The sequence below is a fragment of the Arthrobacter paludis genome (assembly GCF_056782315.1).
This window is the reverse complement of record NZ_JBXAEW010000022.1, coordinates 37,982-63,974: the sequence shown is the minus strand read 5'-3', so window position 1 is coordinate 63,974 and position 25,993 is coordinate 37,982. Positions and strand designations below refer to the sequence as shown.

Sequence of the window (25,993 nt, the reverse complement as noted above, 5' to 3'; positions counted from 1 at the left end):
CACTAGGGTGTGTTGCTAAAGCGTTGCGGCGCTTTGATCGGGTTCGATGGCTTAGTGGCTAATCGCGATTTGATCTCTGATGGCGTGTGGGAAGTGATCGGTCCGGTGTTCCCTCCCTACAAGGGAACCGGGCGACCCGTGGCCGACCGGCGCACCGTGGTAGAGGCCGTGGTGTGGAAGTTCCGCACCGGGGCCCCATGGCGGGACCTGCCGGAGCGGTTCGGGAACTGGAACACGGTCTTCAAGAACTTCGACCGCTGGGCCAAGGACGGCACTTGGGCGCGGGTGCTCGAGCGGGTCCAGACCCGGGCCGAGGAGCTCGGGGACCTGGATTGGGTGGCCTCGATCGACTCGTCCATCGTGCGCGTGCACCAGCACGGCGCGAACCTTGCCCGGGGCACAGGGGGCCGGATCGAATTACAAGAAAACCGGCCCGGAGCCGCCTGACCACGCGATCGGGCGCTCCCGGGCGGTCTGACCTCGAAGATCCACCTCGTGGCCGACGGCAAGGGCCGCATGCTCTCGGCGGTCCTGACGGCCGGCAATGTCAACGACACCACGATGCTCACCACCGTGATGGACGAGATCAGGGTCCCCCGGCCCGGGCCGGGCCGGCCACGCCAGCGGCCCGACCGGGTCCTGGCCGACAAGGGGTACCCGTCCAAGGCGAACCGCGCCTGGCTCGCCGCCCACGGGATCGCCGCGACGATCCCGGAGAAAGCCGACCAGGCCGCCAACCGCCGCAGGAAAGGATCCCGCGGCGGCCGGCCACCGGCCTTCGACGCGGAGCTCTACAAGGGCCGCAACGTCGTCGAGCGCTGCTTCAACCAACTCAAACGCTGGCGCGGCCTGGCCATGCGAGCCGATAAAACGGCCCGCAACTTCCACGCCGCAATCCAACTCGCCTCCGCGCTCAACTGGCTAGGAACCAGCTTTAGCAACACACCCTAGGGGGCCTGCCGGGCGCAGCGGGACGCGGCCAGCCGTCTCTCGCGAAGGGCTAGGCGGTTGGTGTCCGGGCCGGGATGCGGCTGTTGACGACGGCGACCGCGAAATCCACGAGGTAGTCGTTGAGTGCCAGCGAGGCGCTTCGGGCGGCCCCGGCGTCCCTGGCGCAGATCGCCTGCAGGATGTCCCGGTGGAGGGCGCTGCCCGCCGCCACCTCCTGCCGGGCGTCGGAGACGTGCGTGAGCCAGAACCGGCGGGAGAGCCCCTGCAGGGGCGCCATCGCCTCGGCGAGGTAGGGGTTGCGCGCGCTATCTGTGATCAGGGCGTGCGTTTGCCGCACCGTTTCCGAGTACGCGTCGAGGTCGTGGTGCCCGTCGAGGGTCGCCGCGAGGTCGCGCATGAGGCCCACCTCGTGTTCCGTCGCGCGGTCGCACGCCAGGGCGACCGCGAGGACCTCCATGGAGCGGCGGACCTCGAGGCGCAGGAGCTGGTCCTCCACTGAGATCGCGGGGATCTCGATGCCCTTGCTCGGGTGGATCCTGACCATGTGGTCCCGGGCCAGGCGCTGGACGGCCTCGCGCACGGGGGTCCGGCCGAAGCCGGTCAGTCCCATGAGCCCCGTCTCGGAGATCAGCGTGCCGGCAGCCAGCTCTCCGCGTTCGATCATGCGCACGAGGGCCGCGTGAACCTCGTCGGACTTGCTCATTTCGAGTCTCCCCACTGCTGCCCGGTCTTCGCCTCCCTTGATCGTACGCGAGCGCGGACGGAGCGCATACCGTTGACATCCGACCGATATATCGGTTGAATGTCGGCACCGACGTGATCCAATCCACATTCCAGGAGTCCCTGTGAAGTACTCGCCGCACCTCGAGTCCAGCCCGTTGCCGTTCTCCCCGTTCAAGAGCTGCACCGTCCCCCGGCCGATCGGCTGGCTCTCCAGCGTGAGCCCCGACGGCGTCGAAAACATCGCCCCCTACAGCCAATGGCAGAACCTGACGTTCGATCCTCCGATGGTGATGTTCTCGGCCAACCAGTACCCGGACGGGCGGCGCAAGGACACGGTCCTCAACGCCGAGCAGACCGGCTGGTTCGTCTGGAACATGGCGACCTACGACCTGCGGGAGGCCGTCAACACCAGCGCCATGGCGCTGCCGTTCGAGGAGAACGAGTTCGACCGCCTGGGCGTGACCCGCGAGTACGCCGAGAACCACCCCATCCCGATGGTCGCCGAGAGCCCGGTCAAGTTCGAGTGCCGCTACCTGAGCACGCACCGCCTCCAGGGCCACTCGAACGTCGGGACCATCGACATCGTCTTCGCCAGGGTCGAGCGGATCCACATCGACGACGCCGTGATCACCCCCGAGGGCAAGCTCGACATCCCCGCCATCCGCCCCATCGCCCGCATGGGCTACTTCGACTACACCGTCGTCACGGACACGTTCGAGATGCGCGTCCCCGAATCCGACGAACTCGCCCAGATCGGGCTCGAGGGCCGGGCCTGATCGCCGGCCCGCCACGGCACCCCATCGCTCCTCCGACAGAGAGGCACCACCGATGAACACCCCAGCCACGCCGGACCGGACCCTCCCGGTCCTATCCCCCCAGGAAAAGCGCCGGCGCCTCCGGGACCTGGTCGCGGTCAACTTCGGCAACACCCTCGAGTGGTACGACTGGACGATCTACACGATCTTCGCGTCGTACTTCTCCACCCAGTTCTTCCAGGCCGGGGACCCGGTCTCCGCCCTGCTGGCGACCCTCGCCGTCTTCGCGGTCGGGTTCATCACCCGCCCGCTCGGCGGCTTCCTCTTCGGGGCCTACGCCGACCGCGTCGGACGCAAGAAGAGCCTGACGCTGGCCATGCTGATCACGGCCGCCGGCAGCCTGGTCATCGCCGTCGCGCCGACCTACGACGCCGTCGGCGTCTCGGCGTCCCTGATCCTCCTCGCCGCCCGCCTGGTCCAGGGCCTCGCCCACGGCGGCGAGATGGGCACGTCCGTGACCTACCTCGTCGAGCGGGCCCCGCGGAACCGGCGGGCCCTCTTCGGCAGCTCGTCGTGGATCAGCGTCATCCTCGGCACGATCCTCGCCACGCTCACCGGGCTGGTCATCAACCGGGTCCTCGACGAGGCGGACATCGCGTCGTGGGGCTGGCGGGCGGCCTTCGGCATCGGGGGCCTCCTGGGGCTCTACGCGCTCTACCTGCGCCGCAAGCTGACGGAGACCGAGGTCTTCGCCGAGGCCGGCGCGGCGGACCCGGACCGCGATGCGGGCGCCGAGGCTCCGGACTCGCCCCGCGAGCCCATGCTGCGCGCCCTGCTGCGGAACTGGCGGGGCATCGCCGTGGTCTTCGGCCTGTCCGCGGGCGGCTCGATCATCTTCTACACCTGGCTGATCTTCACGCCGACCTTCGCGCAGCTGAACCGGGGACAGGACTCCTCGAGCGCCCTGGCCGCCAGCCTGATCGCGCAGTGCTTCTTCCTGCTCGCCATCCCGCTGGTCGGCTGGCTCGCCGACCGCTTCGGCCGCAAGCCGTTCGTGGTGCTCTTCGGCATCGGCTTCATCCTGGCGACCTTCCCGCTCGACGGGCTGATCGACGGCAGCTTCGGGCGGCTGCTTGCGGCGATGCTCATTGCCCTGTCGCTGCTCGCCTGCCTGTTCGGCGTCAACGGCGCCGTGTGGGCCGAGGTCTTCCCGACGAACGTGCGGGCCGCCGGCGTGGCCGGGCCGCTGTCCCTGGCGACGGCGGTGTTCGGAGGGACCGCACCCTACGTCAACACGTTCCTGGCGCAGTCGGGCCAGCACGACCTGTTCCTCATGTACCTCATGGCCGTTGCGGGGATCACCCTGGTGACCGGATTCCTGATGCCGGAGACCAAGGACGCCGACCTCGCCCGGCGCGACGGTGCGCCGGTCGCCGCGCGGCAGTAACGCGTCTGTCCCGGGCCGGGTTGAGGCCGGCCCGGGACAGCGTCGGATCGATCAGGACGAGCTTGCGTCTATCCGGCCATCAGGGCGCAATCTCGAGTTAGGTCGTTCAGCTACTCATCTCTTATCGCCGCCCAGTGGGGACGGAGCCCCACCGAAGGCGCTCATTCGCAAGAGGTTACGTAGCCTTTTGCCAAGACGAGCCGAACGTTTGGCATGCGTTGCAAGTTCTCCATTTGCGTTCGCCGCGAGTAACGCCAGCGCGCCTTTCGTCCGAAACACTTCTAGGAACCTGCCGACCTCTGATAGTTCGCGAAAAGCTACAAATTCAGGGGCGTCGCGATGATCGCTCCGAAATGTTTGATCCGAACGGTTGAGCCACTTGAATTGACCGTCGTGCTGCTCACGATCCCGATTAATTGCGGTGAAGACTCGCGGATAAATGCGCCACGAAGTGCCAGCGAATGCGTCGACAGACAGTCGGCCAGCTTGCCGGTCAGCTTCGAGGCTAAGTGCATCACCGTACATGTCGATGGCGAGCGATTTTGGGTAGGGGTCGATGTAGACGATGCGCTCGACGCCAGCGCCGATGATCAGTCGCATGCACATGTGGCAGGGGAATGCCGTGACAAATATCGTCGTACCCCGGGTAGGTTTTCCATGAAGAGCGCAATCCAGAATCGCTGCCATCTCCGCATGCGTGATCCGCCCAAACTCTATGAGGGACGAGACGCGGGTATCAGCAAAAGCGTCAGCCTCAGCTATCGTCATGAATCTCTCGTCAGGTGACTTTCCGGCTAATTGCTCCGACAAATGTCCATCCGAGTGCAGGGCATCCAGAATTTCTCGCAGAACGAGGCTTATCGACCACTTGTTGAAGTCGCGTCCCAGCTGGAAGTCGCGATGGTCCGGTACGTCGTCGACCCAGTACTGGCCCCCGCCATGCTTCGGGACCTCGTTCGTGCCTGTCGCGAGAATGTCTCCGTCCGGAGAGGTGATGACGGCTCCCACTTGGCGGCCTGGATCAGCTGAGCGAAGCGACGCCGCGTAGGCGTGGAACATCGCGTTCTCATCTCGAGTTGGCGTCTCGAATGGTTTCCCGAAGAGGAGGGCGACCATGCGCTTCGCGTCGGCGATGAGGCGGGCGCCCATGGTGATATGAAAATCCGCCATGGCGTTAGTTGACCGAACATTCTGGCCATATTTGGTGCCCGAGCTTTGATCTAGGCGGATCAGCCGAGAGGCAGGGCCTGAAAAGTCAACAAGCGTTGGATTCTCTCTGCGCAGTGTCGCTTCCAAGGTTTCCCGCCGTTTGGATTCCTTCTCATTGACGCCGACCAGGACGAACCGTGAACCATAGATCTCACGAAGAAACGCGACTTCATGTGGATGTTTGAGGGTTCGCAGGACCCACGCGCGCTTGGGCTGGCCTGACGAACGCTTGTGTCGAATGGCCGCTACGGCGGCCGCAGCAAGCGCGGCCCCATCTTCCGATATAGCGCGCAACGCATCACCATGGGCGACGAGCATTTCCGAGCGCGTGTCGCCCTTCGTGAATTCAGTTCGTTCACTTGAAAGCAGGTTGCTGAGACGAATCTCTTCCGTCACGAACCCATAGGCGTGCAGCTCTTTGCCAAGGCAAAGGATCAGCCTCTCCAGATCGGTACCGATGGGAGCGACCATTCCAATGACGATTTCTTCAAGAGTGTTCAGTCTTGCGTTGCTTAGCATCGTTCCCCCGTATCTTGGAATCGGACTGGCTTAGCGGAACTGACATCGATTCCATCTGCTCGATCACGAGCCTGATGGCCTCCGGCTGCTTATCCGGCGGGTAGCCGTTCTTGATGAGCAGCCGCTTCACGGACGAACGCAGCTTCGCCCGGACGTCCTCGCGCACCGTCCAGTCGGTGCGGGTGTCCCTGCGCATCACCTGGACCAGTTGCCGGGCGATCTCCGCGAGGATCCCCTCGCCCTGCTGCTCCACCGCCGACTGGTTCTGCGAGACGGCGTCGTAGAACGCGAGCTCGTCTTCGTCTAGCGGCGGGTCGAACCGCTTGCCGCGGTCGGCCTCGTGCGCGACCTCCTGCGCCAACTCCACGAGCTCGGCGATGACCTCCGCGGCGGAGAGCTGCTGGTTCGTGTACTTCGTCATCAGCTCCGTGATCCGCTCCGAGAACGCCCGCTGCCGGATCGTGTTGTGGCGCGTCGTCCGCACGGACTCCTCGGACACCAGTTTCCGCAGGGCCTCGATCACCAGCTGCGGGTTCGGGGCCGACCGCGTCTTCGCCAGGAACTCCGGCGTCAGGTCGTTCAGGGCCGGCCGCGGCATCCCGGCGGCCGCGTAGATGTCCAGCACCTCGCCGGTAGCGTCCGTGGCCGAGTCGATCAGCTGCGTGAGCACGCGCTGGACCTCGTCGGGCACGGGCTCGCCGCGGGCCTGCCGGTCCATCGCGTCGAACTTGCCCATCCAGACCCGGATCTCCTCGTACACCTGGATCTCCGGGCGCACCTCCTCCAGCCGGCCGGACCCGGAGCACAGGGCCCACGCCCGGGCCAGACGACCCGCCGCCTGCCGGAACAGCTGCGCGCGGGCGCCGCCGTCGTCGCCCACCCGCTGGTTCTCCGGGGCGCGCAGGTAGTTCGCAGCTCCGAAGACGGCGTTGAGGAACGCCTTCTTCCCGCCCCGGTTCATCACTGCGCGCCAGTCGTAGCCGGCCAGCAGCTCGCGCACCTCGTTGAGCAGCTCGAGGGCCAGCGCCACGGCCTCGTCCAGGTTCTGCCCCAGCGGCCGCCGCTCCGAGTCCCGCTGCGTGTACTCCTTCAGCGCGTTCGCGAGGTTCTCCGCCAGCGGCGCGTACGCCACCAGCAGCCCGTCCTCCTTGCCCCGGAACGTGCGGTTCACCCGGGCCAGGGTCTGCATGAGCAGCGCGCCCTTGAGCGGCCGGTCCAGGTAGAGCGTGTGCAGCGGCGGGGCGTCAAACCCGGTGAGCATCATGTCCTTGACGATCACCAGCTCCAGCTCGTCGGACGGGTCCTTCAGCCGGGCCTTGATGGCGTTGTTCTCCGAGTCGCGGCGCACGTGGTCGGACACGGGCGGCTGGTCCGAGGCCGTGCCGGAGTAGACGACCTTGATCTTGCCCTTGTCCAGCTCGTCCGAGTGCCAGTCCGGCCGCAGCGCCACGATCTGCGCGTACAGGTTCGCGCAGATCTCCCGCGTCCCGCCGACGATCATCGCCTTGCCGAACGTCTCCGTCCCGTCGGTCGCGGCGATGAACGGCGCCACGGCCTGCCGCCGGGTCTCCCAGTGCGCCACCAGGTCGGCGGCCAGCTCCTCGAGCCGCTCCGGCGCGCCGTAGACGGCGTTGACGACGGCGACGGACCGCTCGATCCGCGCCCGCTCCGTGTCGTCGAGCCCCTCGGTGGCCTCGTCCGCGGCCGCGTCCAGGTCCTCCTCGGTGACGCCCTCGGCCATGCGCACCTTGATCAGCCGCGGCTCGAAGTACACGGGCACGGTGGCCCCGTCCTCGACCGCCCGGGTGAGGTCGTAGACGTCGATGTAGTCGCCGAACACCTCGCGCGTGTTCCGGTCCGCGAAGGACACCGGGGTGCCCGTGAACGCGATGAGCGTGGCGTTGGGCAGCGCGTCGCGCAGGTGCCGGGCGTACCCGTCGAGGTCGTCGTAGTGGCTGCGGTGCGCTTCGTCGACGACGACGATGATGTTCCGCCGGTCGGACAGCAGCGGGTGCTCGGCGCCGGCGTCCTTCTCCGCCTGCGTCCGCCCGAACTTCTGCAGGGTGGTGAAGTAGATGCCGCCGGTGACCCGCCCGCTGAGCTCCTCGCGCAGCTCGGAACGGCGGCGGATCTGCTTCGGGGTGTCCGGCAGCAGGCGGGACCGGGCGAACCCGGCGAACAGCTGGCCGTCCAGCTCGTTGCGGTCGGTGATGACGACGACGGTGGGGTTGCGCAGCTCGTCGTGCCGCATGACCCGGTTGGCGTAGAGCTCCATCTCCATGGACTTGCCAGAGCCCTGGGTGTGCCAGACGACGCCGGCCTTGCCGTTGGTCCGCACCGCCTGGATGGTGCTGCCGACGGCCTTGGTGACGGCGAAGTACTGGTGCGGTTTGGCGATCCGCTTGCTCAGGCCCTCCGCGCCCTCGTCGAACGCCGTGTACCAGCGGGTGAGCTGGAGGAACCGGGCCTGGTTGTAGAGTCCGTCGACGGCGGTCTCGATCGGCAGCACGGCCTCGCCGTCGCGCTGGGTCCCGGGCTCGACGGGGACGCCGTCGTCGTCCACGTTCCACGGTGAGAAGTGGTTCAGGGGCGTGAACGGGGTCCCGTACTTGGCCTCGAGCCCGTCGGAGGCGAACGTGAAGACGCAGAAGCGGAACGCGAGCGGGAACTCGCGCAGGTAGGTGCGCAGCTGGGCGTGCGCGGCGGCGACGTCGGCGGCCCCGGCGCCGGCCCGCTTGAGCTCCATGACGGACACGGGCATGCCGTTGAGGTAGAGGACGACGTCGAGGCGCCGTCGGTGCTCGCCCTGCACCAGGGTGACCTGGTTGACGGCGAGCCAGTCGTTGAGCTGCTCCTGGTCGCTCACGACGCGGAGCGTGGGGGTGCGCTCCGTTCCGTCGGGGTCGAGGTAGGTGAAACGGTATCCCTCGACGAGGATCTGGTGGATGCGGTGGTTCTCGGCGATGGCGTCCTGGGACCGCGGGGTGGCGATCTCCGCCAGCGCTTGCTTGAGGTACTGGACGGGGACGCCGGGGTTGATCCGCCGCATGGCCTCGAGCAGGCGCGGGCGAATCAGCAGCTCGTCCCAGCCGACGCGCTCGCCGATGCCCGGCGCGATCTCGTCCCCGTGTTTGGGCTCCCAGCCGTGTTCGCCGAGCTGCTCGAGTACAAGCTGCTCCCAGTCGGCCTCGGTGAAGGTGTTCGTGAGCGTCACCTGAAGTTCCCCCTTATCAGCGCACGCTAGATCGACCCTAGTTCCTGCTGCATGAATGTTGCAGGAGTTGTTTGCAACGTTCCCGTATCAACCGGCCTGTGCTGCCCCGCCTATGCGCTGATTTTGCAAAACGCTCTTGCACGATTGGAGCATTGAGTTGGCTACACGTTTTCCAGCAGCTTCTCGGCCTCCTTCACCCTGAGCTTGCCGGACATGAGCTGGGGGAGGAGGGCGTCGCGAGCGCCCTCGAGCAATAGGCGCTCAGCTGTGACACTTCGCATCACGGCCATTTCCGAAGACACAATGGACTCAAGCTTCGTGCGTGCTGGTTCCAGGGGAAGCTGCAAGGTCAGACCCTTGAGATTGCGCATGTTGATCTTGGGCTGTACGGCGCCTGTGACTAGCTCAGCCACAGGGGTCGTTCGAAGGACCAGATAGAGCAATTCCGTCGATAGAGCAGTTCCTGAAACCACATGTGCATGGTTGTTTACCCACGATGGCCCCCAGATGTACTGAGTGACCGGGGTGCCGTCGTCGGTTACGACAGACCCGTCCTCGCCGATTAGCACCAGGGGTTCGTCAAAGAGCGCAACATCGACGTGCCCGAATACACCGCTGGCACCGTAGTAGGGCACGGTCCCTGGGCGAGCGTTCCGCTCGCTTGCAGATAGGGGGACTCTCCGGCGGTTGTGGAACTCAGACACGCTTTCCAGTGACTGCCCCATCGATCCAGCCTGAAGGGCGGCGAAAAGCTCAGCCTGCAAGTGAGATTTGATGAGATTCACCAAATTGCGATTGGCCGTGATCTTGTCATCGAGAGCGCTGAGCACTTCGACGACTGCTCTCTGGTCCTCGGGGGTGGGAAGCGAGATCGAGAGCGACCGAATGTCGGCCAGGTTGATGTAGGCGGCCATGTCGGTGTTGTTCATCCGGTAGTTGGCCTGGACCCAGAACTCGCGACTGCTGAACCAATACTGTAGAAAGCGAGGTTCGATTACTGTTTCGTCAACGACCCGGAAGAAGCACAACTGCGGACTGTAGACGACCTGCTCATCTGTCGCCGGCAGGACCGCCACGCGCCCGACAGTCCCCTTGGTCGTGAGCAGGATGTCGCCGGGCATCCCAATCTTGGGTCCGATGGAAGCGGCGTAGTCCTCCGATACGAAGTCAGGGCCGTCTAGGTGCACTGCGCCATCGCGAACATCGGCGACACGGATAATTCGGAATCCGGGTCCGCCGAGTTCGCTGCGCTTGGTCCGGTAACCGTCGCCGAACGTGAGAGCGCCGGCATCGACGAGGTCGCCAAAGGTCCTGTGCGTTCCTGTCACGACACCCTCCCCAGCTGCTCCCGGACCACGGCCGCCAGCCGCTCCGATTCCTCGAACTGCTCGAACAGCTCCTGCTTGAGCCGGGCGATCTTCTCCTCGATCGGTTCGCCGTCGTCCTCCACCTCGGCTGCACCGACGTACCGGCCTGGCGTCAGCGCGTAGTCCGCGGCCTTGATCTCCTCCAGTGGCGCCGAGTAGCAGAACCCGGGCACGTCCTCGTAGGCCTCGCCGGCGGCGGACTCGGTCCCGCGCCACGCGTGGAACGTCCCCGCGATCCGCGCGATGTCCTCGTCGGACAGCGCGCGCTCGGCCCGGTCCACCATGTGCCCCAGGTTCCGGGCGTCGATGAACAGCACCTGCCCCGTCCGGTCCACGGACCCGCCGGCCCCGGCCGACTTGTCCTTGGCCAGGAACCACACGCACACCGGGATCCCGGTGGAGCGGAACAGCTGCGTCGGCAGGGCCACCATGCAGGAGACAAGGTCCGCCTCCACCAGCTGGGCGCGGATCTTGCCCTCCCCGCCCGAGTTGGAGGACATCGACCCGTTGGCCATGACGATGCCGGCGGAGCCGCCGTCGGCCAGCTTCGAGACGATGTGCTGGATCCACGCGTAGTTCGCGTTGTTCGCCGGCGGCACCCCGTAGCGCCAGCGCGGGTCCGACTCGTTGCGCGCCCAGTCCTTGATGTTGAACGGCGGGTTCGCCATCACGAAGTCCGCCTCCAGCTCCGGGTGCTGGTCGCGGGCGAACGTGTCGCCCCAGCGGGAGGCCAGGTTCGCGTTGAGCCCGTGGATGGCCAGGTTCATCTTCGCCATCCGCCACGTGCGCTCGTTCAGCTCCTGCCCGTACACGGAGATCGCGGTGCGGTCCTCGTGGTGGGCGTCCAGGAACTTCTCCGTCTGCACGAACATGCCGCCCGAGCCGCAGCACGGGTCGTACACCCGCCCGTGCGTCGGCTCCAGCACCTCCACCAGCACCCGCACCACGCCGGCCGGCGTGTAGAACTCGCCGCCCCGCTTGCCCTCCGCGCGGGCGAACTTCTCCAGGAAGTACTCGTACACCTCGCCCAGCAGGTCCCGGGCCCGGGTGGCGCCCTCCCCGCGGAAGCGCGTCGTGTTGAACAGGTCCACGAGCTCGCCCAGGCGCCGCTGGTCCACGCTGTCCCGGTTGAAGATCCGCGGCAGCGTCCCGGCCAGCGTCGGGTTCGCCTCCATCACCAGCCCCATGGCCGAGTCCACGAGCTCGCCGACGCTCTTCGGCGCCCGCCCGTCCGCGGCGGCCAGGCCCTTCGCGTGCTCGGCCAGGTAGGACCAGCGGGCCTCCTCCGGCACCCAGAACACGCCGTGGCCGGTGTACTCGTCGACGTCGTCGACCAGCTGGGCGGCCTGCTCCGCGTCCAGCCCGTCGGCCTCCAGCTCGGCCAGCAGGGCGGCCCGGCGCTCCTCGAACGCGTCGGAGACGTACTTCAGGAACACGAGCCCCAGGATCACGTCCTTGTACTGGGACGCGTCCATGGACCCGCGCAGCTTGTCCGCGGCCTTCCAGAGCGTGTCCTTGAGCTCCTTCATGGTGCTCGGCAGCGCCGGTTCGGCGGCCTTCTTCCTCGGGGGCACTAGGGCCTTCCTTCCATTGCGGTGGTGGTGTCCAGGGCGCCGGCGGCGGTGCCGGCGGTGATCAGGGCGGCCAGCCCGTCCAGGCGGGCGAGCCGGGCGTCGAGCAGGTCGCGGGTGGCGTCGAGGCGCGCGAGCGCGTCCCCGAGCCGTGCCGCGGCGGCGGGGTCGAAGCGGCGGACCGGCCAGCGGCGCCACGGCCCGCCCGGGGCGGCGGCGAGGTCCTCCGCGAGGACCGCGGGCACCAGTCCCGTCTCCGTGCGGGCGCGCAGGGCGCGCGCCGGGAAGCGGACGACGGCGGAGCCCTCCCGGTCCACCGCCGCCGCGGGCGTCGGACCGGTGCGCACGATGACGTCGCCGGCCTCCGTCAGCCGCGCGCGGGGGTGGTTGGCGGCCAGGGCCAGGTGCGGGACGCGGGCGGAGGGCACGACGGCGGCGCTCGCGAGGTCGTCCGGCCCGGCGACGGCCAGGCCCTCCGGCCCGTCCGACAGCTCCGCGTCCTCCAGGCGGGTCCCGGGCAGGTATTCGAGGGCTCCCTCGTCCAGCAGCTCGCCGAGCGTCGTCCACCGGGCGGCGGTGCCGGTGGCCGGGCCGACCGCGAGGTCTGGTGAGGCGTCCAGCGGCTCCGCCAACTCACGCAGCAGGCGCTCCGCCCGCACGAGGACGTCGGCCGGGCGCATGACGTCGCCGGCGGGACCGCCCGGGTGGCGCGGGCCGCGGGCGTCGGCGGTCAAGGCGCCGCGGGAGGCGAGGAGCGCGCTGGTCGGCACCAGCCGGGCGAACCGGAACGCGTGCGCCCTCACGTCCCGCACCGTCCCGAGGGAGGCGGCCAGGTCCGAGACCAGGTCCTGCCGTGCCGCCGCGTCCAGCCGGTCGGCGGAGAGGTCGGCGACCATCGTCCACCGCTCCGCGATCGGCAGGTCCCGCTGGTCCGAACCGAGCACCCACAGCGCGAGCGGCTGGTGCACCCGCGCCGGGGCCAGGCCGGCGGGCAGCCGGACGGCCGCGCGGATCCGGCCCATGCGCAGGGTCTGTGAACGCTGCGTCTCCGCGGGCCCGAACAGGGCGTCGACCAGCACGGACGCCGGCGCGATGACCAGCCCGGCGTCGTCGGGGCCGAGCGAGAGGGCCAGCTCGTCCACGGCGGACAGGACGGCGGCCGCGTCCGCGGACGGGTCCGCAGGGCCGGGGTGGTGGGCGGCGACGACGCGCGGCCCCGCCGGCAGCGCGTCCGGGTCCCGGACGTCGAGGTTCTCCCGGGCGGCGCCCAGCACCGCGAGCCGGCGGGCGGCGAGCCGAACGGAGCTGTCGTCCTCCGTGCCGTCCTCCTCCGCGCGGTCGGCCAGTCTGCCGGGGACGCCGCCCTCGTCCGCGCCCGCGCCCGCGGACGGGGCGACCGGGCCGGCGCCCACGGCGAGCACCGCCTCGCCCGCCTCCCCGAGCGCGTCGGCGAGGGCCGCGGCCAGGTCGCTGCCGCCAGGGGTGGCCTCGGCGAACGCGGCGGCTCCCGTGGTGGCGGCCATGGCCAGGCAGGCGTCGGCGGCGAGCTCGAGCAGCCCCGCCGACAGCGCGGTGCGCGCGTGGGTCGGCAGGCCGATGCGGACGCGGTCCGCGAGCAGCCGCTCGAACGCGGCGGCCGGGGTGTAGGCGGCGTCGGCCATGCGGTCCGCCGCGGCGGCCAGGCCCGGGAGCCGACGGCCGGCGGCCTCCAGCTCGCGGTAGAGGAACGCGTCGTCGGGGTCGGTCTCGTCCGCGAGGTCCAGCAGGTCCTCGGCGTCGAGCCCGGCCAGGGGCTCCCCGGCGAGCGTGCGCAGGGCCAGGGCCGCGGTGAGCTCGGCGGTGTCGTGCGTGCCGGCGGCGAGGAACGCGGCGGCGTCCCGCGGGGCCTCCGGGTTGTTGCCCCGCCCGGTGGCCTCGAGCCACGCGGCGACGGCGTCGGCGTCGAAGAGCTCCCGGCCCTCCCGGCGGCGGACCGGATCCGGGAACGGGAGGCCCGTGCCGCGGGCGCGGGTGCGCCACACGCTGACGACGGGCCGCCGGACGTCGGCCAGACGGGCGACGTCCGACAGGGACAGCAAGAGCTCGGCCATCGTTTCCCCCTCCCGTGTGGCGCGATGGGTCGATCGTATCGGGTCAGGCTCCGCCACGATCGTCTTCCTCGATAAGGGGTCTTATCAACGGAAATCGTCCTAGACGTTCCGGTACGGCCGTAGCTTCGTTCCTGCAGCCGCTTCGGTGGTTGCCGGGCGGGGAGCGCACACCGTTGGGGGAACGGCTCCCCGCCCGCCACCGCACCGGCCGGCAGGCCCGCACCGCCAGGAGGACACGATGGACACCACGCAGGAGAACGCCGCGCCGCCGGCCGCACCGACTCGGGGGAGCCGGCGCCGCCCAGGCGCCGGCGCAGGGGGCGGCCGGGGGACCGCCCGCATGTACGGCGTCGTGGGCCTGGCGTTCGGGCTGAGCCTCGGGCTGGGGACCGGGCTGGTGGCGGCGGGGCAGGGGGAGCCCGCCGCCGCCGGCCCGGCAGGGGACGGCGTCACCGTGGTGCCCGTCGCCGAGGGGCCGACCATCGCCGGCGCCGTCGAGGGCTGTGGGCTCGTGGACGGGGACCTCGGCGTGGAGCTCCTGGACGGGGGCGCCGCCGTCGAACTGTCCACCGGACACGAGTACGACGGGATCATCGGCGTCGAGTACGCCGAGGTCCTGTGCGTCCTGGACGGGCTTGGCAGCCCGCAGAGCGTGTCCGCGCACATGGAGTCCACGAGCGCGCTCGATGGGCGCCAGTTCGCCGAGTGGGGCCGGTTCACGGCCTCGTGGGGCTACCACCCGGACGACGGCCTCGACGTGATCGCCGAGGAAACGCCGTAGCCGGATCCAAACCGTCGGGGGCCATCTGTAGCCTCGGCACCACACCCGGTGGGGACCGGGTGGGCCGGGAGCCGTGGGGACGGGTTCGGGCGCAACACCATCAAGGGGGAACACCAATGGACACCACCATCCAGCCGCCGGCCAGCGGGCCGGCGAACCACACTCCGGGCGGGGTCCCGGGGAAGTCCGGCGCCGCGAAGCGGGCAGGCCTCGCGGGCGCCGCCGTCGTCGCCCTCGGCCTCGCGTTCTGGGGCGGCGCCGCCGCCGGCGCGGCCGGCGTCGACCCGACCGCCAGCGAGCAGTACGTGGAGCTGGCCGGCGAGCACGAGCGGCTCGGCGCCGAGCGCGACCGGCTCCAGGAGCAGTATGACGGCGCCGTCGACGACTACAACGGGGTGGTCGCCGGGCTCGAGGACCGCGAGGCGGAACTCGCCGAACGCGAGGCCGCCGCCGAGAAGCGGGCCGGCGAGCTCGAGGAGGCCGAGGCCGCCGTCGCCGAGCGGGAGAAGGCCGTGGGCAAGGCGGAGGAGGAAAAGGAGGCGAACACGGTCTCGGACGGGGTCTGGACCGTCGGCGTCGACATCGCCCCCGGCACCTACCGCACGACCGGCCCGGTCGATTCCGACTGCTATTGGGCCGTCCTCGTCACGGGCACCAACGGTGACGACATCGTCGAGAACGACATTCCCGGCGGCGGACGGCCGCAGGTCTCCCTGTCCAAGGGGCAGGACTTCAATTCCAAGCGCTGCGGCACCTGGTCCAAGCAGTAGCCGCGCCCACACGCACCCCATCCCGCATCCAAGGAGAACACCATGAGCTTCCAGACCCAGCCCTACCCGGCCGCAGCGCCGGGGTACCCGCAGCCCGCCCACAAGTCGTTCGTCGCGGCCTGGCTGCTGTCCCTGTTCCTCGGCGTCCTCGGCGTCGACCGCTTCTACCTCGGCAAGGTCGGCACCGGCCTGCTGAAGCTGTTCACGCTCGGTGGCCTGGGCGTGTGGGCGCTCGTCGACCTGGTGATCATCCTGGCCGGCGGCATGCGCGACCAGCGCGGCCTGCCCCTGGCCGGGTACGCCAAGCACCGGGTGCTCGCGTGGATTGTCACCGGCGTCCTCGTGGTGCTGGGCGCCGTGAACGGCGCGTCCGGGGCGGGGTCCGCCCCGACCGGGACGGCGGTGGACGACGGCGGCGCCACCGTCGCCGAGGCCCCGCCGGCGGTCGAGCCGGCCGCGGAGGAAGCCGTGGCGCCCGCGGAGGCGGCCGCGCCCGCCGCTTCGGAGGCGGCCCCCGCCGCGGAGCCGGAGGCCGCGTGGACCGAGGTCGCAACGCTGGAGGGCCGCGCCGACAAGGCCGGCGGCGTCTTCGAGCTCACGGAGGCCGAGGCCCGCCTGACGTACTCGTTCGAGGGCGACCCGGACATGTCCATCGGTGCCGTCTACCTCCTGGACGAGGGCACGGACCTGCAGGCCGACGGCGGCATCCCGCTGGTGATGATCACCGAGCCGGAGGAGGCCACCACGGCGCTGCACAAGAACGCCGGCAGCTACTACCTCAACGTCACCGCCGCCAACATGGACGGCTGGACCGTGACCGTGGAGGAGAAGCGGTAGTCGCGAGCGCCGCAGGAGGCGGGCCGTCCCGGTGGGGCGGCCCGCCTTCTCGCGGGACGTTCGGCTTCCGGCAGGCCTAGTTGCCGGCCGCCCCGGATGCCTACGGTGTCGACGTCGGACGCATGCGGCTCAGACGGAGGTGGTGCACCATGATCGATCTGGCCCTGGCGCTCTTCGCCGGAACCCTACTCGTCCTGTCGGCGTTCTCGCGGCTGCTCCAGCGCCTGGGCCTGCCCGGGCCCGTGCTCGCGCTGGCGGCGGGGGTGGCGATCGGGCCGTACGGCGTGGGGCTGCTGCGGGTCGAGGACTTCGGCCCGGCGCCCGGGACCCTCCTGGAGGAGGCCGCCCGGATCACCTTGGCCATGGGGCTGATGGGCGTGGCGCTCCGGCTGCCACACGGGTACTGGCGCGAGAACCTGCGCTGGATCGCGGCCATCATCGGGCTGGGGATGGCCCTCATGTTCGCGGTCGGCACGGGGGTGCTCTGGGCGCTGCTCGGCGTTCCCTTCCTGGTGGCACTGCTCCTCGGGGCGATCCTGGCCCCCACGGACCCCGTCGTGACCACCCCCATCGTCACGGGGTCGCTTGCGGAGGAGAAGATCACCGAGCGGGTACGGCACAACCTGTCTGCGGAGAGCGGGATCAACGACGGCGCGGCGTACCTGTTCGTCTTCGCCCCGATCCTGCTGATGGTGAAGCCGGGGGAGGCGTGGCAGGAGCTGCTCACGCGGGTCCTGCTGTGGGAGGTCCTGGCCGGGGCCGCGTTCGGCGCGCTGGCGGGCTGGCTGCTGGGCCGGCTCTTCGTGGCGGCCAGGGACAGGGGCCTGATGGAGGAGAGCTCCTACCTCGGGTTCCTCGTCCCGCTCGGCCTCCTGGTGCTCGGGGCGGGGAAACTGCTGGGGCTCGACGCGGTGCTGTCCGTCTTCGTCGCCGGCGCCGTCTTCGGCCAGACCATCCCGCAGCGCGACGAGGAACAGGAGGACCGCGTCCAGGACGCCATCAGCCGCCTGGTCCTGCTTCCGGTCTTCGTGCTGCTGGGGATGGCGCTCCCGTGGGGGGCCTGGGCCGGGCTCGGCTGGGGCGCCGCCGGGGCGCTGGCGGTGGCGGTGCTCGGGCGCCGGCTCGTGGCGGTCTGGCTGCTGCGGCCCCTCCTCAGGCGGGTGCACGACGTGCCGGAGACCTTCTTCCTGAGCTGGTTCGGCCCCATCGGCGTGTCCGCCCTCTTCTACGCCACCCTGGCCGAACGCCACACGGGCAACCACGAGATCTTCGTGTACACCACGCTCGCCATCACGGTCTCCGTCGTCGTCCACGGCGTGAGCACGGTGCCCCTGGCCTCGTGGCTGCGCGCCCGCGAGCCGGAGCAGAAGGAGGAGCACGACCTCCCCGCCTGAAGAGGCCGCCGCGGGACCGGGTGGCGCCAGGGAAAGGCGGGCGTTCGCCGTGCAGGAGCTTCGTCTGGTCGCGCCCGGCGCACGCTGTGCCGGTGCTAATCTCCCTCCAGACAGGTTGGGGGACACATGCACCGCTGGGGGACCATGGCCGCGTTTCCGGTTGCGCTGAGTCTGGCCCTCAGCGCCTGCGGCGTCGAGCCGGAGCTGGTCCAGATGGCCGACGAGAGCGTGCCCGGCGCCGGGAGCGCGGGAACGTCCCCGTCCGCCTCGGGGCTGGAAGCGGAACCCGCGGCCCCGTCCGCCGGGGTCATGGACGAGGCGCGCTTCTGGGCCGTGATCGAGGCCTCGCGGGCCGGGGACGCCGGCATGGAAGGGCAGGCCGCCGCGCTCGAGCGGATCCTGGCGGCCATGCCGCCCGCGGAGATCGCGGCGTTCGACGCGGCCTTCGTGGTCCACCGGCAGGAGCTGTACTCGTGGGACCTGTGGGGCGCCGCCTACGTCCTCCTCGGGGGGTGCTCCGACGACTGCTTCGACTACTTCCGCGCCTGGGTCGTGGGCCAGGGCGAGGAGTACTTCAACGCCGTGCGCGCCGACCCGGAGGCCCTGGCCGAGAGGGGCACGGCCCTCGGCGAGGAGCTCGGGGACGCCGAGCTCCTGTCCTACATCGCGTACGACGCGTATGTGGCCGCCACCGGCCGGGAGCTGGACGTCGACTTCCCGAACCTGCCCAGACTCCACGGCGGCGACGAACCCACCGGGGAAAAGTGGGACGAGGACGACTGGGAGGGCCTGCGGGCGCGCTATCCGCGCCTCGAGCCGCTGCCGCTCTGGTAGGTCGCCCCGGGCAACGCCGGGCGGCGGGGGCCTCCGGGTCGCGGCCGGAAAGGTAGGCGTTCGCCAGTGGTCCGCGCCCCGGAGGCCTGACGAGGGGCCGTAGCGGTGCTCCCGCGCAGGGGGACTTCTCGCGTCAGGGACCTAGTTGCAGAAAATGCAACGGCCCATTGCAACAACCGCATCACGCCCGGATAGTTGCAGACATGGATGAGACCCAGGACACAGCGGCCTCCAAGATGCTGGCCATCTTGGAGGCGCTGGCAGCCGACCCCGGCGGTTCCTCGGGCCTGACGGTGACGGCGTTGGCCCGAGCTTTGGGGCGAGACAAGTCCAGCGTGTCCAGGCAGCTGCGGCCACTGGTCGACCTCGGCATGGTGGAGCGCGACGGGGATGGACTCCACCGGCTCGGTTGGCGGTTGTTCGCCATCGCCGCCCAGGCCGGCGACCAGCGCCTCCTCCTGCTGACCCCACCGGTGATGCGCGAGCTGGCACGCAAGCTCGGCGAGCGGATCCACCTCAGCATCCGGCGCAACGACGAGGTCCTCACCATCGTGTCCGAAGGCCCGCGCCGGGCCGTCGAGGCGGTCGGGTGGGTCGGACGGGCGGTGCCGATCGCCTTTACCTCCTCCGGCCGGGCCCTCCTGTTCGACCACACGCCGGAGGAAATCCGTGCCCTCGTGGCGGAGGACTTTCGGCGTGGCCCCGGCTCCAAGGCGCCACGGAGCGTCGACGAAGTGGCCGAACGCGTCGCCCAGGCGCGGCTGCTCGGCTACGCCGTCGTCGTCGACGAGTTCGAGGACGGGCTGGCCGGAGTGGCCGCGCCCGTGCGCGACATCCACGGGAGGATCGTCGCCGCACTGAACCTCTCCGCGCCCACCTACCGGCTCGGCAACAACCTCCAGAGCGCGGGCCGGCAAATCAGCCAGGCCGCCCGTTACGTGAGCCAGTCGCTGTCTTCCCCTCCCGCCGCAGCCCCAGCCCAACCAAGGAACAACACGATGCCCGCCAACGCCGCGACGCCGATGTCAGAAGGATCCCATGAGCTTCATTGACTATGTCGGCGACAACTACGCCCGAATCGTTTTCCTTTTCGCCCAACACGTCCAGGTCGTGCTGCTCGCCGTCGCGATGGCGACCGTCGTCAGCCTCGTCCTCGCGCTCTGCACCGACCGCCTCCCCAAGGTCCGCCGCGGCCTCCTGTCCGTCACCGGAACCATCCTGACCATTCCGTCATTTGCGCTCTTCGGCCTGATGATCCCCCTGTTCGGACTCGGTGTCGCGCCCACCGTGCTTGCACTGACCCTGTACGCCGTCTTCCCCATCCTCAGGAACGCGGTGACCGGCCTCGAGACGGTGGACGCGGGCGTCGTCGACGCCGCACGCGGGATGGGGATGGGGACGTGGAAGCGCATGTGGGCGGTCCGCCTGCCGCTCGCCTGGCCCGTCATCCTCAACGGCATCCGCGTCTCGACCATCATGGTCGTCGCCATCGCCGCCATCGGAGCCGCGGTCCGCGGTCCCGGCTTGGGCGAACTCATCTTCCGCGGGCTGTCCCGCATGGGCGGGGCGAATGCCCTCAACGAAGCCCTTTCCGGCGTGGTGGCCATCGTCATCGTCGCCGCCCTGCTCGACGTCCTGTTCATCATCTTCGGCCGGATCACAACCCCGCGAGGTCTCCATGTCTGACAACCACACCACCCCGAGCGACTCCGGCGACGCCATGATCCGCCTGATCGGCGTGAGCAAGCAGTACGACGGCGCGGCCGCGCCCGCCGTGGCGCCCCTGGACATGGAGATCCGACGCGGGGAGTTCGTCTGCCTCGTCGGGCCCTCCGGCTGTGGGAAGACCACGACCCTGCGGATGATCAACCGCCTCGTTGAGCCGTCCGGCGGCGAGATCTGGATCGACGGGAAGAACGTCACCCACTCCAACCCGGACGAGTTGCGCCGGCACATCGGCTACGTGATCCAGCAGGTCGGCCTCATCCCGCACATGACCATCGGCCAGAACGTCGCCCTCGTGCCGAAGATGCTCGGCTGGGACAAGCGCAAAACCGCCGAGCGGGTCGACGAGCTCCTCGACCTCGTCGGACTGGACCCCGCCGTCTACCGGTCCCGCTACCCGAAGCAGCTCTCCGGTGGCCAGCAGCAGCGCGTCGGCGTGGCCCGCGCCCTCGCCGCGGACCCCCCAGTGATGCTGATGGACGAGCCGTTCGGCGCCATCGACCCGATCACGCGCGACCGTCTTCAGGCCGAGTTTCTCCGGCTCCAGGAGCGCATCCGGAAAACGATCGTCTTCGTGACCCACGACATCGACGAGGCCCTGCGCCTGGGCGACCGGATAGCGATCTTCGCGGAGGGCTCGCGGCTGGCGCAGTTCGACACGCCCCTGGAGATCCTGACGAATCCCGCCGACGATTTCGTGCGCACCTTCATCGGCGAGGGGGCCGCCCTGCGCCGGCTGGGCCTGTTGCGTATGCGCGACCTCCGGGGCGCCGGGACCGCGGACGCCTTCCCCCCGAACCTGACCGTCTCGCCGGAAGAGACCGTGTCCTCGGTGCTCGAGAAGATGCTTGCGAACGGGGCCGACAGGGTGCACGTGACCGGCGGCACCACGATGACCGTCCAAGACATGCTCCTGGCCGCCTCCGAGGCAAAGCAGGGGGCGCTGCAGTGAGCACCACCACCGCGACCCTGAACCAGGCCGGCGCCCCGCCGAAGGGCCGCCGGGAGTGGTCCACCTGGGTGCTGCCGGCCGTCGCGCTGGTGCTGGTCCTGGGGACGTTCGCCTACATCGGCACCGCGCCGCTGGACACCATCGAGGCCCGGGCGCTCGAGCCGGGGGTCATCCTCGATCGGCTCAAGGAACACGTCCTGCTTGTCGCCGTGTCCACCGTCGTGGTGATCGCGATCGGCGTCCCCGCGGGCATCGTGCTGAGCCGGCCCTCCGCAAGGCTCCTCCGGCCCCCGGTCCTGGCGGTGGCCAACGCCGGCCAGGCCATTCCCTCCATCGGGATCCTGGTGCTGCTCGCGCTCGTCTACGGCGTGGGGTTCAACATGGCGGTCGTCGCGCTCGTCGTCTACGCCCTGCTGCCGATCCTGCGCAACACGATCGTGGGGCTGCAGCAGGTCTCGCCGTCGATCGTCGACGCCGCCCGCGGCATGGGGATGAGCCCCCGAAGGATCCTCTTCACGGTCGAGCTGCCCCTCGCCGTGCCGGTCATGCTCGCAGGCATCCGGGTCTCGTTGATCCTCAACGTCGGGGTGGCCACCCTGGCGACCTACACCAACGCAGGGGGATTGGGCGACCTCATCGAACGGGGGATCGTCTTCAATCGGATGCCGATCCTCCTGGCCGGCTGCTTCTTGACCATCGCCCTGGCCCTGCTCGTCGACTGGGCCGCCGGACTGGCGGAGCGCCGGCTCCGGCCCAAGGGCATCTAGACACCTCCACTTCCCGACACACACCAAAGGAAAACCACCATGCGTCAAAACACGATGATCCTCGCCGGCGTGCTGGGCGGCTCGATGCTTCTGTCCGGCTGTGGCCTGGGCGAGGCGCCCCCGAGCGGCGTGAGTGCCGGTTCCCTCGCCGACATCGCCGACCTCTCCGGGGCCGAGGTGTCGGTGGGCGGCAAGGAGTTCACCGAACAGCTGGTCCTTTGCGAGCTGGCCGCCCAGGCGCTGGAGTCGACGGGTGCCACGGCCACCCGCAGCTGCGGGATGTCCGGAACGAGCAGCGTGCGCTCCGCGCTGGAGAGCGGGGACATCGACATGTACTGGGAGTACACGGGCACCGGCTGGATCACGCACCTGGGCGAATCCAAGCCGATCTCCGACCCGCAGAAGCTCTACGAGGCGGTGGCCCAGCGCGACCTCGAGGAGAACTCCATCGACTGGCTCGACCCCGCCCCGGCCAACAACACCTACGCCGTCGCGGTCAGCCGCGAGAAGGCGGAGGAGCTCGGAGTCGAGACGCTGTCCGACTACGCCAAGCTGGCCGAGAGCGACCCGGCCAAGGCCTCCTTCTGCGGCGCCGCGGAGTTCTTCGGCCGCAACGACGGTTGGCCCGGCCTCGAGAAGGCGTACGGGTTCAAGCTCCCCAGCGACCAGGTCTCGGAGCTGGCCGCCGGGGCGGTCTACAACGCCATCGACACCGCCAACCCGTGCGTCTTCGGAGAGGTCTTCGCGACCGACGGGCGCATCGCGGCCCTGGATCTGGTCGTCCTCGAGGACGACCAGAAGTTCTTCACGGCCTACAACCCCGCGATGACGATCCGCCAGGACGTCCTCGAGGCGAACCCCGCCATCGAAGAGGTCCTCGCCCCCGTCACCGAGGCGCTCGACGACGAGACGCTGCAGGCCCTCAACGCGAAGGTCGACGTCGACGGCGAGACGCCCGAGGAGGCCGCCACGGAGTGGCTGGTCGAGAAGGGGTTCGTCGGTGAATAACGGAACCACGTCCGGCAGCGCGTCGGGCCAGCTCAAGGTCCGCGTCCTGCAGACGGCACCCCGCCTCGGCGACGTCGAAGCCAACCTGCGGGAGCTCGCGGACTCGGTGGCGGAGGCCCCGGACCGGGACCTGGTCGTGGCCCCCGAACTCGCCACCCACGGCTACCACCTGGGCGAGGCGCCCGACGCCCTCCCCCTGCGCGCGGACGACCCGCGCCTCCTGGCCCTGGGCCAGGAGGGCCCCGCCGTCGTCACCGGGTTCGCCGAGGCTCACCGCCACCACACGTACAACAGCGCCGCCCTGCTCACCCGCGGCGACGCCCGGATCCAACGCAAGATGTTCCTGCCCACCTACCGCGCCTGGGAGGAGCGCAAGCACTTCCGTCCCGGGGAGGTCCTGCGCTGCTACGACTTGCCCAAGGCGCGGGTCTCCACGTTGATCTGCAACGACGCCTGGCAGCCCGTCCTCCCGTGGCTGGCTGCCCACCGCGGCGCCGAGGTCCTGTTGGTGCCCACCAACAGCGCGACCAGCGACGTCGGGCTCCCCACGTCGAAGGCCTGGGAGATCCTCCTCCTCCACGCCGCGGTGGCCCTGCAGTGCTACGTGGTCTTCGTGAACCGGAGCGGGGCGGAGGCCGGTCGCACCTTCTGGGGAGGATCGCGAGTCATCCACCCCAGCGGGGAGGTCATGGGCCAGCTGGGCAGCGAACCCGGCGAACTGGACTGCGTGCTGGACCTGGACGAGCTGCGGGCCCTGCGCCGCCAGTGGCCCCTCCTCCAGGAGACCCGGGCACACACCATCGCCCGGGAGGCCGCGCGTCTCGCCGAGGAAGGGCTGTAACCGTGTTCGACAGCCACGTCCACGCCGGACCGGACGTGCTCGACCGGATCGGTGACGACTCGGACATCGGAAGGGCCTACGGGCTCGCCGACTTCTCGGGGTTCGTGCTGAAGGCGCACTACGAGTCGACCGTCGGGCGCGCCCACGCCGTCGCCCGGCTCACCGGGAAGGACGTCTACGGCGGCATTGCCCTCAACCAGCACTGTGGCGGCGTCAACCCCAGCGCCGTCGCCGCGGCGCTGGGCGCCGGCGGCCGGGTGGTGTGGATGCCGACGGCGGACGCGCACACGCAGCACACGGCCGACCTCCCACGGCTTTGCAACCACGAGCCGCGGATCGGCACCCACACCTACGCGATCCCCCCGGTCGACCCGGAGGCCGCGGAGGCCGTGGAGACGGTCCTGGCGCTGGTCGCGGACCACGACGCCGTCCTCGCGACGGGACACCTGAGCGGCGACGAGTGCCGCTGGCTCAGTGAGCGGGCGCGGTCCTACGGCATCGAGCGCGTCCTCTTCACCCACCCGTCCTACACCGTCCCGGGGCTCGACCCGGCCGCGATCAGGACCCTGGTGGAGAACGGGGGCTTCGCAGAGATCACCACGTACCAGCTCCTCCACCAGCCCGGATGCACGCCGGCCCTGCTGGCTAGGGCCGCGGAGGCCGCCGGAGACCGGCTGGTCCTGTCTTCCGACGCGGGGCAACCGGATTCCCCCCTGCCCCCGGAGGCGCTGCTGCTGCTGATCGACACCCTCGCCGCAGAGGGACTCGACCGGGGCTGGCTGGAGGCCGCGGCGTCCACGACCCCCAGGGCGCTCTTCAGCCCCGCCTAACCGACGCCCGCCCCAAACCCGACTTTCCCTCCTTCCCAGAAAGGCCCTGCCCGTGAGCCCCCGGCACGATCCCGTGAGCGCGTTCATACGCGGCGCGAACCACCGTGGCGTCCCCGAGGACGTCCTGCACCAGGCCCGCCGCTGCCTGCTGGACCTGGTCGGCGTGGCTGCCGCGGGCACCAGGACGCCCCTGTCCCGGATCCTCCGGGACCATGCCCACGACCAGGGTGGCCAGGCCGCGGGACCCGCGCTGCTGCTGTTCGACGGCCGCCGAGTGGGGGCCGCGCATGCCGCCCTGGCCAATGCGGGCACCATCGACGCCATGGACGGCCATGACGGCCACCGGCTCACCAAGGGCCACGCGGGGGCCGCGGTGCTCCCCGCGGCGTTGTCCGTGCTCGACGGCAACCACACGGTCGGGGACCTCCTGTCGGCGCTGGTGGTGGGGTACGAGGTGGCCCTGCGTGCGGGCATCGTCCTCCACCGCACGGCGGCGGACTACCACAGCTCGGGGGCCTGGAACGCCATCGGGGCGGCGGCCGCGGCGGCCCGGGTCCTCGGACTCGGAGAGGCGGAGACCGGGCACGCCCTCGGAATCGCGGAGTACTCGGCGCCGCGCGGACCCATGATGCGCTCGATCCGCAACCCCACGATGGTCAAGGACAGCTCGGCGTGGGGCGCCCAGACCGGGGTGTCGGCCGCACTACTCGCCGCACGCGGCTTCACGGGCGCGCCCGCGGAGCTTGTGGGCCCCCACCCCGAATGGGACGACCTGGGCCGGACCTGGCGCATCTCGGAGCAGTACTTCAAGCCATACCCGGTGTGCCGGTGGGCCCAGCCCGCCGTCCAGGCCGGTCTGGCGCTGGTGGCCGAACACGGCCTTCCGGCCGGACGGATCCGCGGCATCGAGGTCACCACCTTCGACGCAGCGGCCAGTCTCGGCACGCGGAACCCGCAGACCACCGAGGAGGCCCAGTACAGCCTGCCCTTCGCCCTCGCGGCGGCGCTCGTCCACGGAGATCTCGGGCCGGAACAGGTCCTGGATCCCCAACGGGAGGCCGAAGCGCTCGCGCTCGCCGGCAGGGTCCGCGTGTCCGCCTCGCCCCGGATGACGCAGGAGTTCCCGGCGAGGCGTAGGGCGCAGGTCACCATCACCTGCGCCGCCGGCCGAACCTACTCCTCGGGACCGACCGAGGCCGACGGCGACCCCGAATCGCCGCTGGGGGACGACGACCTGCTGGCCAAGTTACGCATCAACACCGCCCATCTCGGCGCGGGACGGAGTGAGGCGATCGCCGCGGCCGTCCTGTCCGAGCCAAGCGGGACGCTCGGCCCACTGCTAGGCCTCCTCGCGGAGCCTCCCGGAAGCCCGGGCCCCGGGCCCGCCCATTCAACCCCCTGACCCCAT

Annotated in this window: 21 protein-coding genes and 1 pseudogene; 16 read left to right on the top strand and 6 right to left on the bottom strand. The window is 70.1% G+C overall.

The window, feature by feature from the left end:
- Positions 1 to 36: 36 nt before the first annotated feature.
- Positions 37 to 951: pseudogene (locus AC1Q5D_RS16270) on the top strand (IS5 family transposase).
- A gap of 49 nt (positions 952 to 1,000) precedes the next feature.
- Here the strand turns inward: AC1Q5D_RS16270 and AC1Q5D_RS16265 are convergent.
- Positions 1,001 to 1,654, bottom strand: coding sequence for a GntR family transcriptional regulator (locus AC1Q5D_RS16265; RefSeq protein WP_481739499.1), 654 nt, complete (start codon positions 1,652 to 1,654; stop codon positions 1,001 to 1,003).
- A gap of 142 nt (positions 1,655 to 1,796) precedes the next feature.
- On the opposite strand from AC1Q5D_RS16265, the gene AC1Q5D_RS16260 reads away from it, so the two are divergent.
- Both AC1Q5D_RS16260 and AC1Q5D_RS16255 read left to right on the top strand, forming a co-directional pair.
- Positions 1,797 to 2,450 (top strand): flavin reductase family protein, encoded by a 654-nt coding sequence (locus AC1Q5D_RS16260; protein WP_481739498.1) that lies wholly within the window; start codon positions 1,797 to 1,799, stop codon positions 2,448 to 2,450.
- Positions 2,451 to 2,502: 52 nt separating this feature from the next.
- The gene (locus tag AC1Q5D_RS16255; RefSeq protein ID WP_481739497.1) at positions 2,503 to 3,876 is read left to right on the top strand and encodes an MFS transporter; all 1,374 of its coding nucleotides are present in this window, start codon (positions 2,503 to 2,505) and stop codon (positions 3,874 to 3,876) included.
- A 114-nt stretch (positions 3,877 to 3,990) separates the two neighbouring features.
- Here the strand turns inward: AC1Q5D_RS16255 and AC1Q5D_RS16250 are convergent, their stop codons facing one another.
- The 5 genes from AC1Q5D_RS16250 to AC1Q5D_RS16230 all read right to left on the bottom strand — a co-directional run bounded on the left by AC1Q5D_RS16250 (position 3,991) and on the right by AC1Q5D_RS16230 (position 13,846).
- Complete coding sequence (locus AC1Q5D_RS16250; RefSeq protein WP_481739496.1) at positions 3,991 to 5,604, bottom strand: deaminase; 1,614 nt, start codon at positions 5,602 to 5,604, stop codon at positions 3,991 to 3,993.
- Positions 5,573 to 8,818 (bottom strand): type I restriction endonuclease subunit R, encoded by a 3,246-nt coding sequence (locus AC1Q5D_RS16245; protein ID WP_481739495.1) that lies wholly within the window; start codon positions 8,816 to 8,818, stop codon positions 5,573 to 5,575. Before AC1Q5D_RS16245 ends, AC1Q5D_RS16250 begins: the two co-directional genes overlap by 32 nt.
- Before the next feature lie 161 nt (positions 8,819 to 8,979).
- A complete protein-coding gene (locus AC1Q5D_RS16240) occupies positions 8,980 to 10,146 on the bottom strand; it encodes a restriction endonuclease subunit S (protein WP_481739494.1) in 1,167 nt (388 codons plus the stop codon).
- Complete coding sequence (locus AC1Q5D_RS16235) at positions 10,143 to 11,714, bottom strand: class I SAM-dependent DNA methyltransferase (protein ID WP_481739503.1); 1,572 nt, start codon at positions 11,712 to 11,714, stop codon at positions 10,143 to 10,145. Before AC1Q5D_RS16235 ends, AC1Q5D_RS16240 begins: the two co-directional genes overlap by 4 nt.
- A 44-nt stretch (positions 11,715 to 11,758) precedes the next feature.
- A complete protein-coding gene (locus AC1Q5D_RS16230; RefSeq protein WP_481739493.1) occupies positions 11,759 to 13,846 on the bottom strand; it encodes a hypothetical protein in 2,088 nt (695 codons plus the stop codon).
- A 238-nt stretch (positions 13,847 to 14,084) separates the two neighbouring features.
- Here AC1Q5D_RS16230 and AC1Q5D_RS16225 point away from each other — a divergent pair, with 238 nt between their 5' ends.
- From AC1Q5D_RS16225 to AC1Q5D_RS16165, 13 genes are all read left to right on the top strand, one after another.
- Positions 14,085 to 14,627, top strand: a complete 543-nt coding sequence (locus tag AC1Q5D_RS16225; protein ID WP_481739492.1) for a hypothetical protein — start codon at positions 14,085 to 14,087, stop codon at positions 14,625 to 14,627.
- Between the two features lie 116 nt (positions 14,628 to 14,743).
- Positions 14,744 to 15,397, top strand: a complete 654-nt coding sequence (locus tag AC1Q5D_RS16220) for a hypothetical protein (RefSeq protein WP_481739491.1) — start codon at positions 14,744 to 14,746, stop codon at positions 15,395 to 15,397.
- Positions 15,398 to 15,439: 42 nt separating this feature from the next.
- A complete protein-coding gene (locus AC1Q5D_RS16215; protein ID WP_481739490.1) occupies positions 15,440 to 16,234 on the top strand; it encodes a TM2 domain-containing protein in 795 nt (264 codons plus the stop codon).
- 149 nt (positions 16,235 to 16,383) lie between these two features.
- Entirely contained in the window at positions 16,384 to 17,628 is a 1,245-nt protein-coding gene (locus AC1Q5D_RS16210; protein ID WP_481739489.1) for a cation:proton antiporter domain-containing protein, read from the top strand.
- Positions 17,629 to 17,754: 126 nt separating this feature from the next.
- The gene (locus tag AC1Q5D_RS16205) at positions 17,755 to 18,462 is read left to right on the top strand and encodes a DUF4240 domain-containing protein (protein WP_481739488.1); all 708 of its coding nucleotides are present in this window, start codon (positions 17,755 to 17,757) and stop codon (positions 18,460 to 18,462) included.
- Between the two features lie 203 nt (positions 18,463 to 18,665).
- Positions 18,666 to 19,514, top strand: coding sequence for an IclR family transcriptional regulator (locus AC1Q5D_RS16200; protein ID WP_481739487.1), 849 nt, complete (start codon positions 18,666 to 18,668; stop codon positions 19,512 to 19,514).
- Complete coding sequence (locus tag AC1Q5D_RS16195; RefSeq protein ID WP_481739486.1) at positions 19,501 to 20,148, top strand: ABC transporter permease; 648 nt, start codon at positions 19,501 to 19,503, stop codon at positions 20,146 to 20,148. Before AC1Q5D_RS16200 ends, AC1Q5D_RS16195 begins: the two co-directional genes overlap by 14 nt.
- On the top strand, positions 20,141 to 21,139 hold the full coding sequence (locus AC1Q5D_RS16190; RefSeq protein ID WP_481739485.1) for an ABC transporter ATP-binding protein: 999 nt from the start codon (positions 20,141 to 20,143) through the stop codon (positions 21,137 to 21,139). The genes AC1Q5D_RS16195 and AC1Q5D_RS16190 overlap by 8 nt, the downstream gene beginning before the upstream one ends.
- Positions 21,136 to 21,906 (top strand): ABC transporter permease, encoded by a 771-nt coding sequence (locus AC1Q5D_RS16185; RefSeq protein ID WP_481739484.1) that lies wholly within the window; start codon positions 21,136 to 21,138, stop codon positions 21,904 to 21,906. The genes AC1Q5D_RS16190 and AC1Q5D_RS16185 overlap by 4 nt, the downstream gene beginning before the upstream one ends.
- Before the next feature lie 39 nt (positions 21,907 to 21,945).
- Positions 21,946 to 22,914: a glycine betaine ABC transporter substrate-binding protein gene (locus AC1Q5D_RS16180; RefSeq protein WP_481739483.1), complete on the top strand. Its 969-nt coding sequence runs from the start codon at positions 21,946 to 21,948 to the stop codon at positions 22,912 to 22,914.
- Positions 22,907 to 23,755 (top strand): nitrilase-related carbon-nitrogen hydrolase, encoded by an 849-nt coding sequence (locus AC1Q5D_RS16175; RefSeq protein WP_481739482.1) that lies wholly within the window; start codon positions 22,907 to 22,909, stop codon positions 23,753 to 23,755. The genes AC1Q5D_RS16180 and AC1Q5D_RS16175 overlap by 8 nt, the downstream gene beginning before the upstream one ends.
- A gap of 2 nt (positions 23,756 to 23,757) precedes the next feature.
- Positions 23,758 to 24,585: a DUF6282 family protein gene (locus AC1Q5D_RS16170; RefSeq protein WP_481739481.1), complete on the top strand. Its 828-nt coding sequence runs from the start codon at positions 23,758 to 23,760 to the stop codon at positions 24,583 to 24,585.
- Between the two features lie 73 nt (positions 24,586 to 24,658).
- On the top strand, positions 24,659 to 25,987 hold the full coding sequence (locus AC1Q5D_RS16165; RefSeq protein WP_481739480.1) for an MmgE/PrpD family protein: 1,329 nt from the start codon (positions 24,659 to 24,661) through the stop codon (positions 25,985 to 25,987).
- The last annotated feature ends 6 nt before the right edge of the window (positions 25,988 to 25,993 follow it).

What these genes read in the sequence shown, in the direction of transcription:
- AC1Q5D_RS16235 (WP_481739503.1), bottom strand. Translation starts at nt 11,714, where the DNA reads ATGAAGGAGCTCAAGGACACGCTCTGGAAGGCCGCGGACAAGCTGCGC.
- AC1Q5D_RS16180 (WP_481739483.1), top strand. Translation starts at nt 21,946, where the DNA reads ATGCGTCAAAACACGATGATCCTCGCCGGCGTGCTGGGCGGCTCGATG.
- AC1Q5D_RS16190 (WP_481739485.1), top strand. Translation starts at nt 20,141, where the DNA reads ATGTCTGACAACCACACCACCCCGAGCGACTCCGGCGACGCCATGATC.
- AC1Q5D_RS16220 (WP_481739491.1), top strand. Translation starts at nt 14,744, where the DNA reads ATGGACACCACCATCCAGCCGCCGGCCAGCGGGCCGGCGAACCACACT.
- AC1Q5D_RS16230 (WP_481739493.1), bottom strand. Translation starts at nt 13,846, where the DNA reads ATGGCCGAGCTCTTGCTGTCCCTGTCGGACGTCGCCCGTCTGGCCGAC.
- AC1Q5D_RS16200 (WP_481739487.1), top strand. Translation starts at nt 18,666, where the DNA reads ATGGATGAGACCCAGGACACAGCGGCCTCCAAGATGCTGGCCATCTTG.
- AC1Q5D_RS16215 (WP_481739490.1), top strand. Translation starts at nt 15,440, where the DNA reads ATGAGCTTCCAGACCCAGCCCTACCCGGCCGCAGCGCCGGGGTACCCG.
- AC1Q5D_RS16195 (WP_481739486.1), top strand. Translation starts at nt 19,501, where the DNA reads ATGAGCTTCATTGACTATGTCGGCGACAACTACGCCCGAATCGTTTTC.
- AC1Q5D_RS16210 (WP_481739489.1), top strand. Translation starts at nt 16,384, where the DNA reads ATGATCGATCTGGCCCTGGCGCTCTTCGCCGGAACCCTACTCGTCCTG.
- AC1Q5D_RS16265 (WP_481739499.1), bottom strand. Translation starts at nt 1,654, where the DNA reads ATGAGCAAGTCCGACGAGGTTCACGCGGCCCTCGTGCGCATGATCGAA.
- AC1Q5D_RS16250 (WP_481739496.1), bottom strand. Translation starts at nt 5,604, where the DNA reads ATGCTAAGCAACGCAAGACTGAACACTCTTGAAGAAATCGTCATTGGA.
- AC1Q5D_RS16205 (WP_481739488.1), top strand. Translation starts at nt 17,755, where the DNA reads ATGCACCGCTGGGGGACCATGGCCGCGTTTCCGGTTGCGCTGAGTCTG.
- AC1Q5D_RS16255 (WP_481739497.1), top strand. Translation starts at nt 2,503, where the DNA reads ATGAACACCCCAGCCACGCCGGACCGGACCCTCCCGGTCCTATCCCCC.
- AC1Q5D_RS16225 (WP_481739492.1), top strand. Translation starts at nt 14,085, where the DNA reads ATGGACACCACGCAGGAGAACGCCGCGCCGCCGGCCGCACCGACTCGG.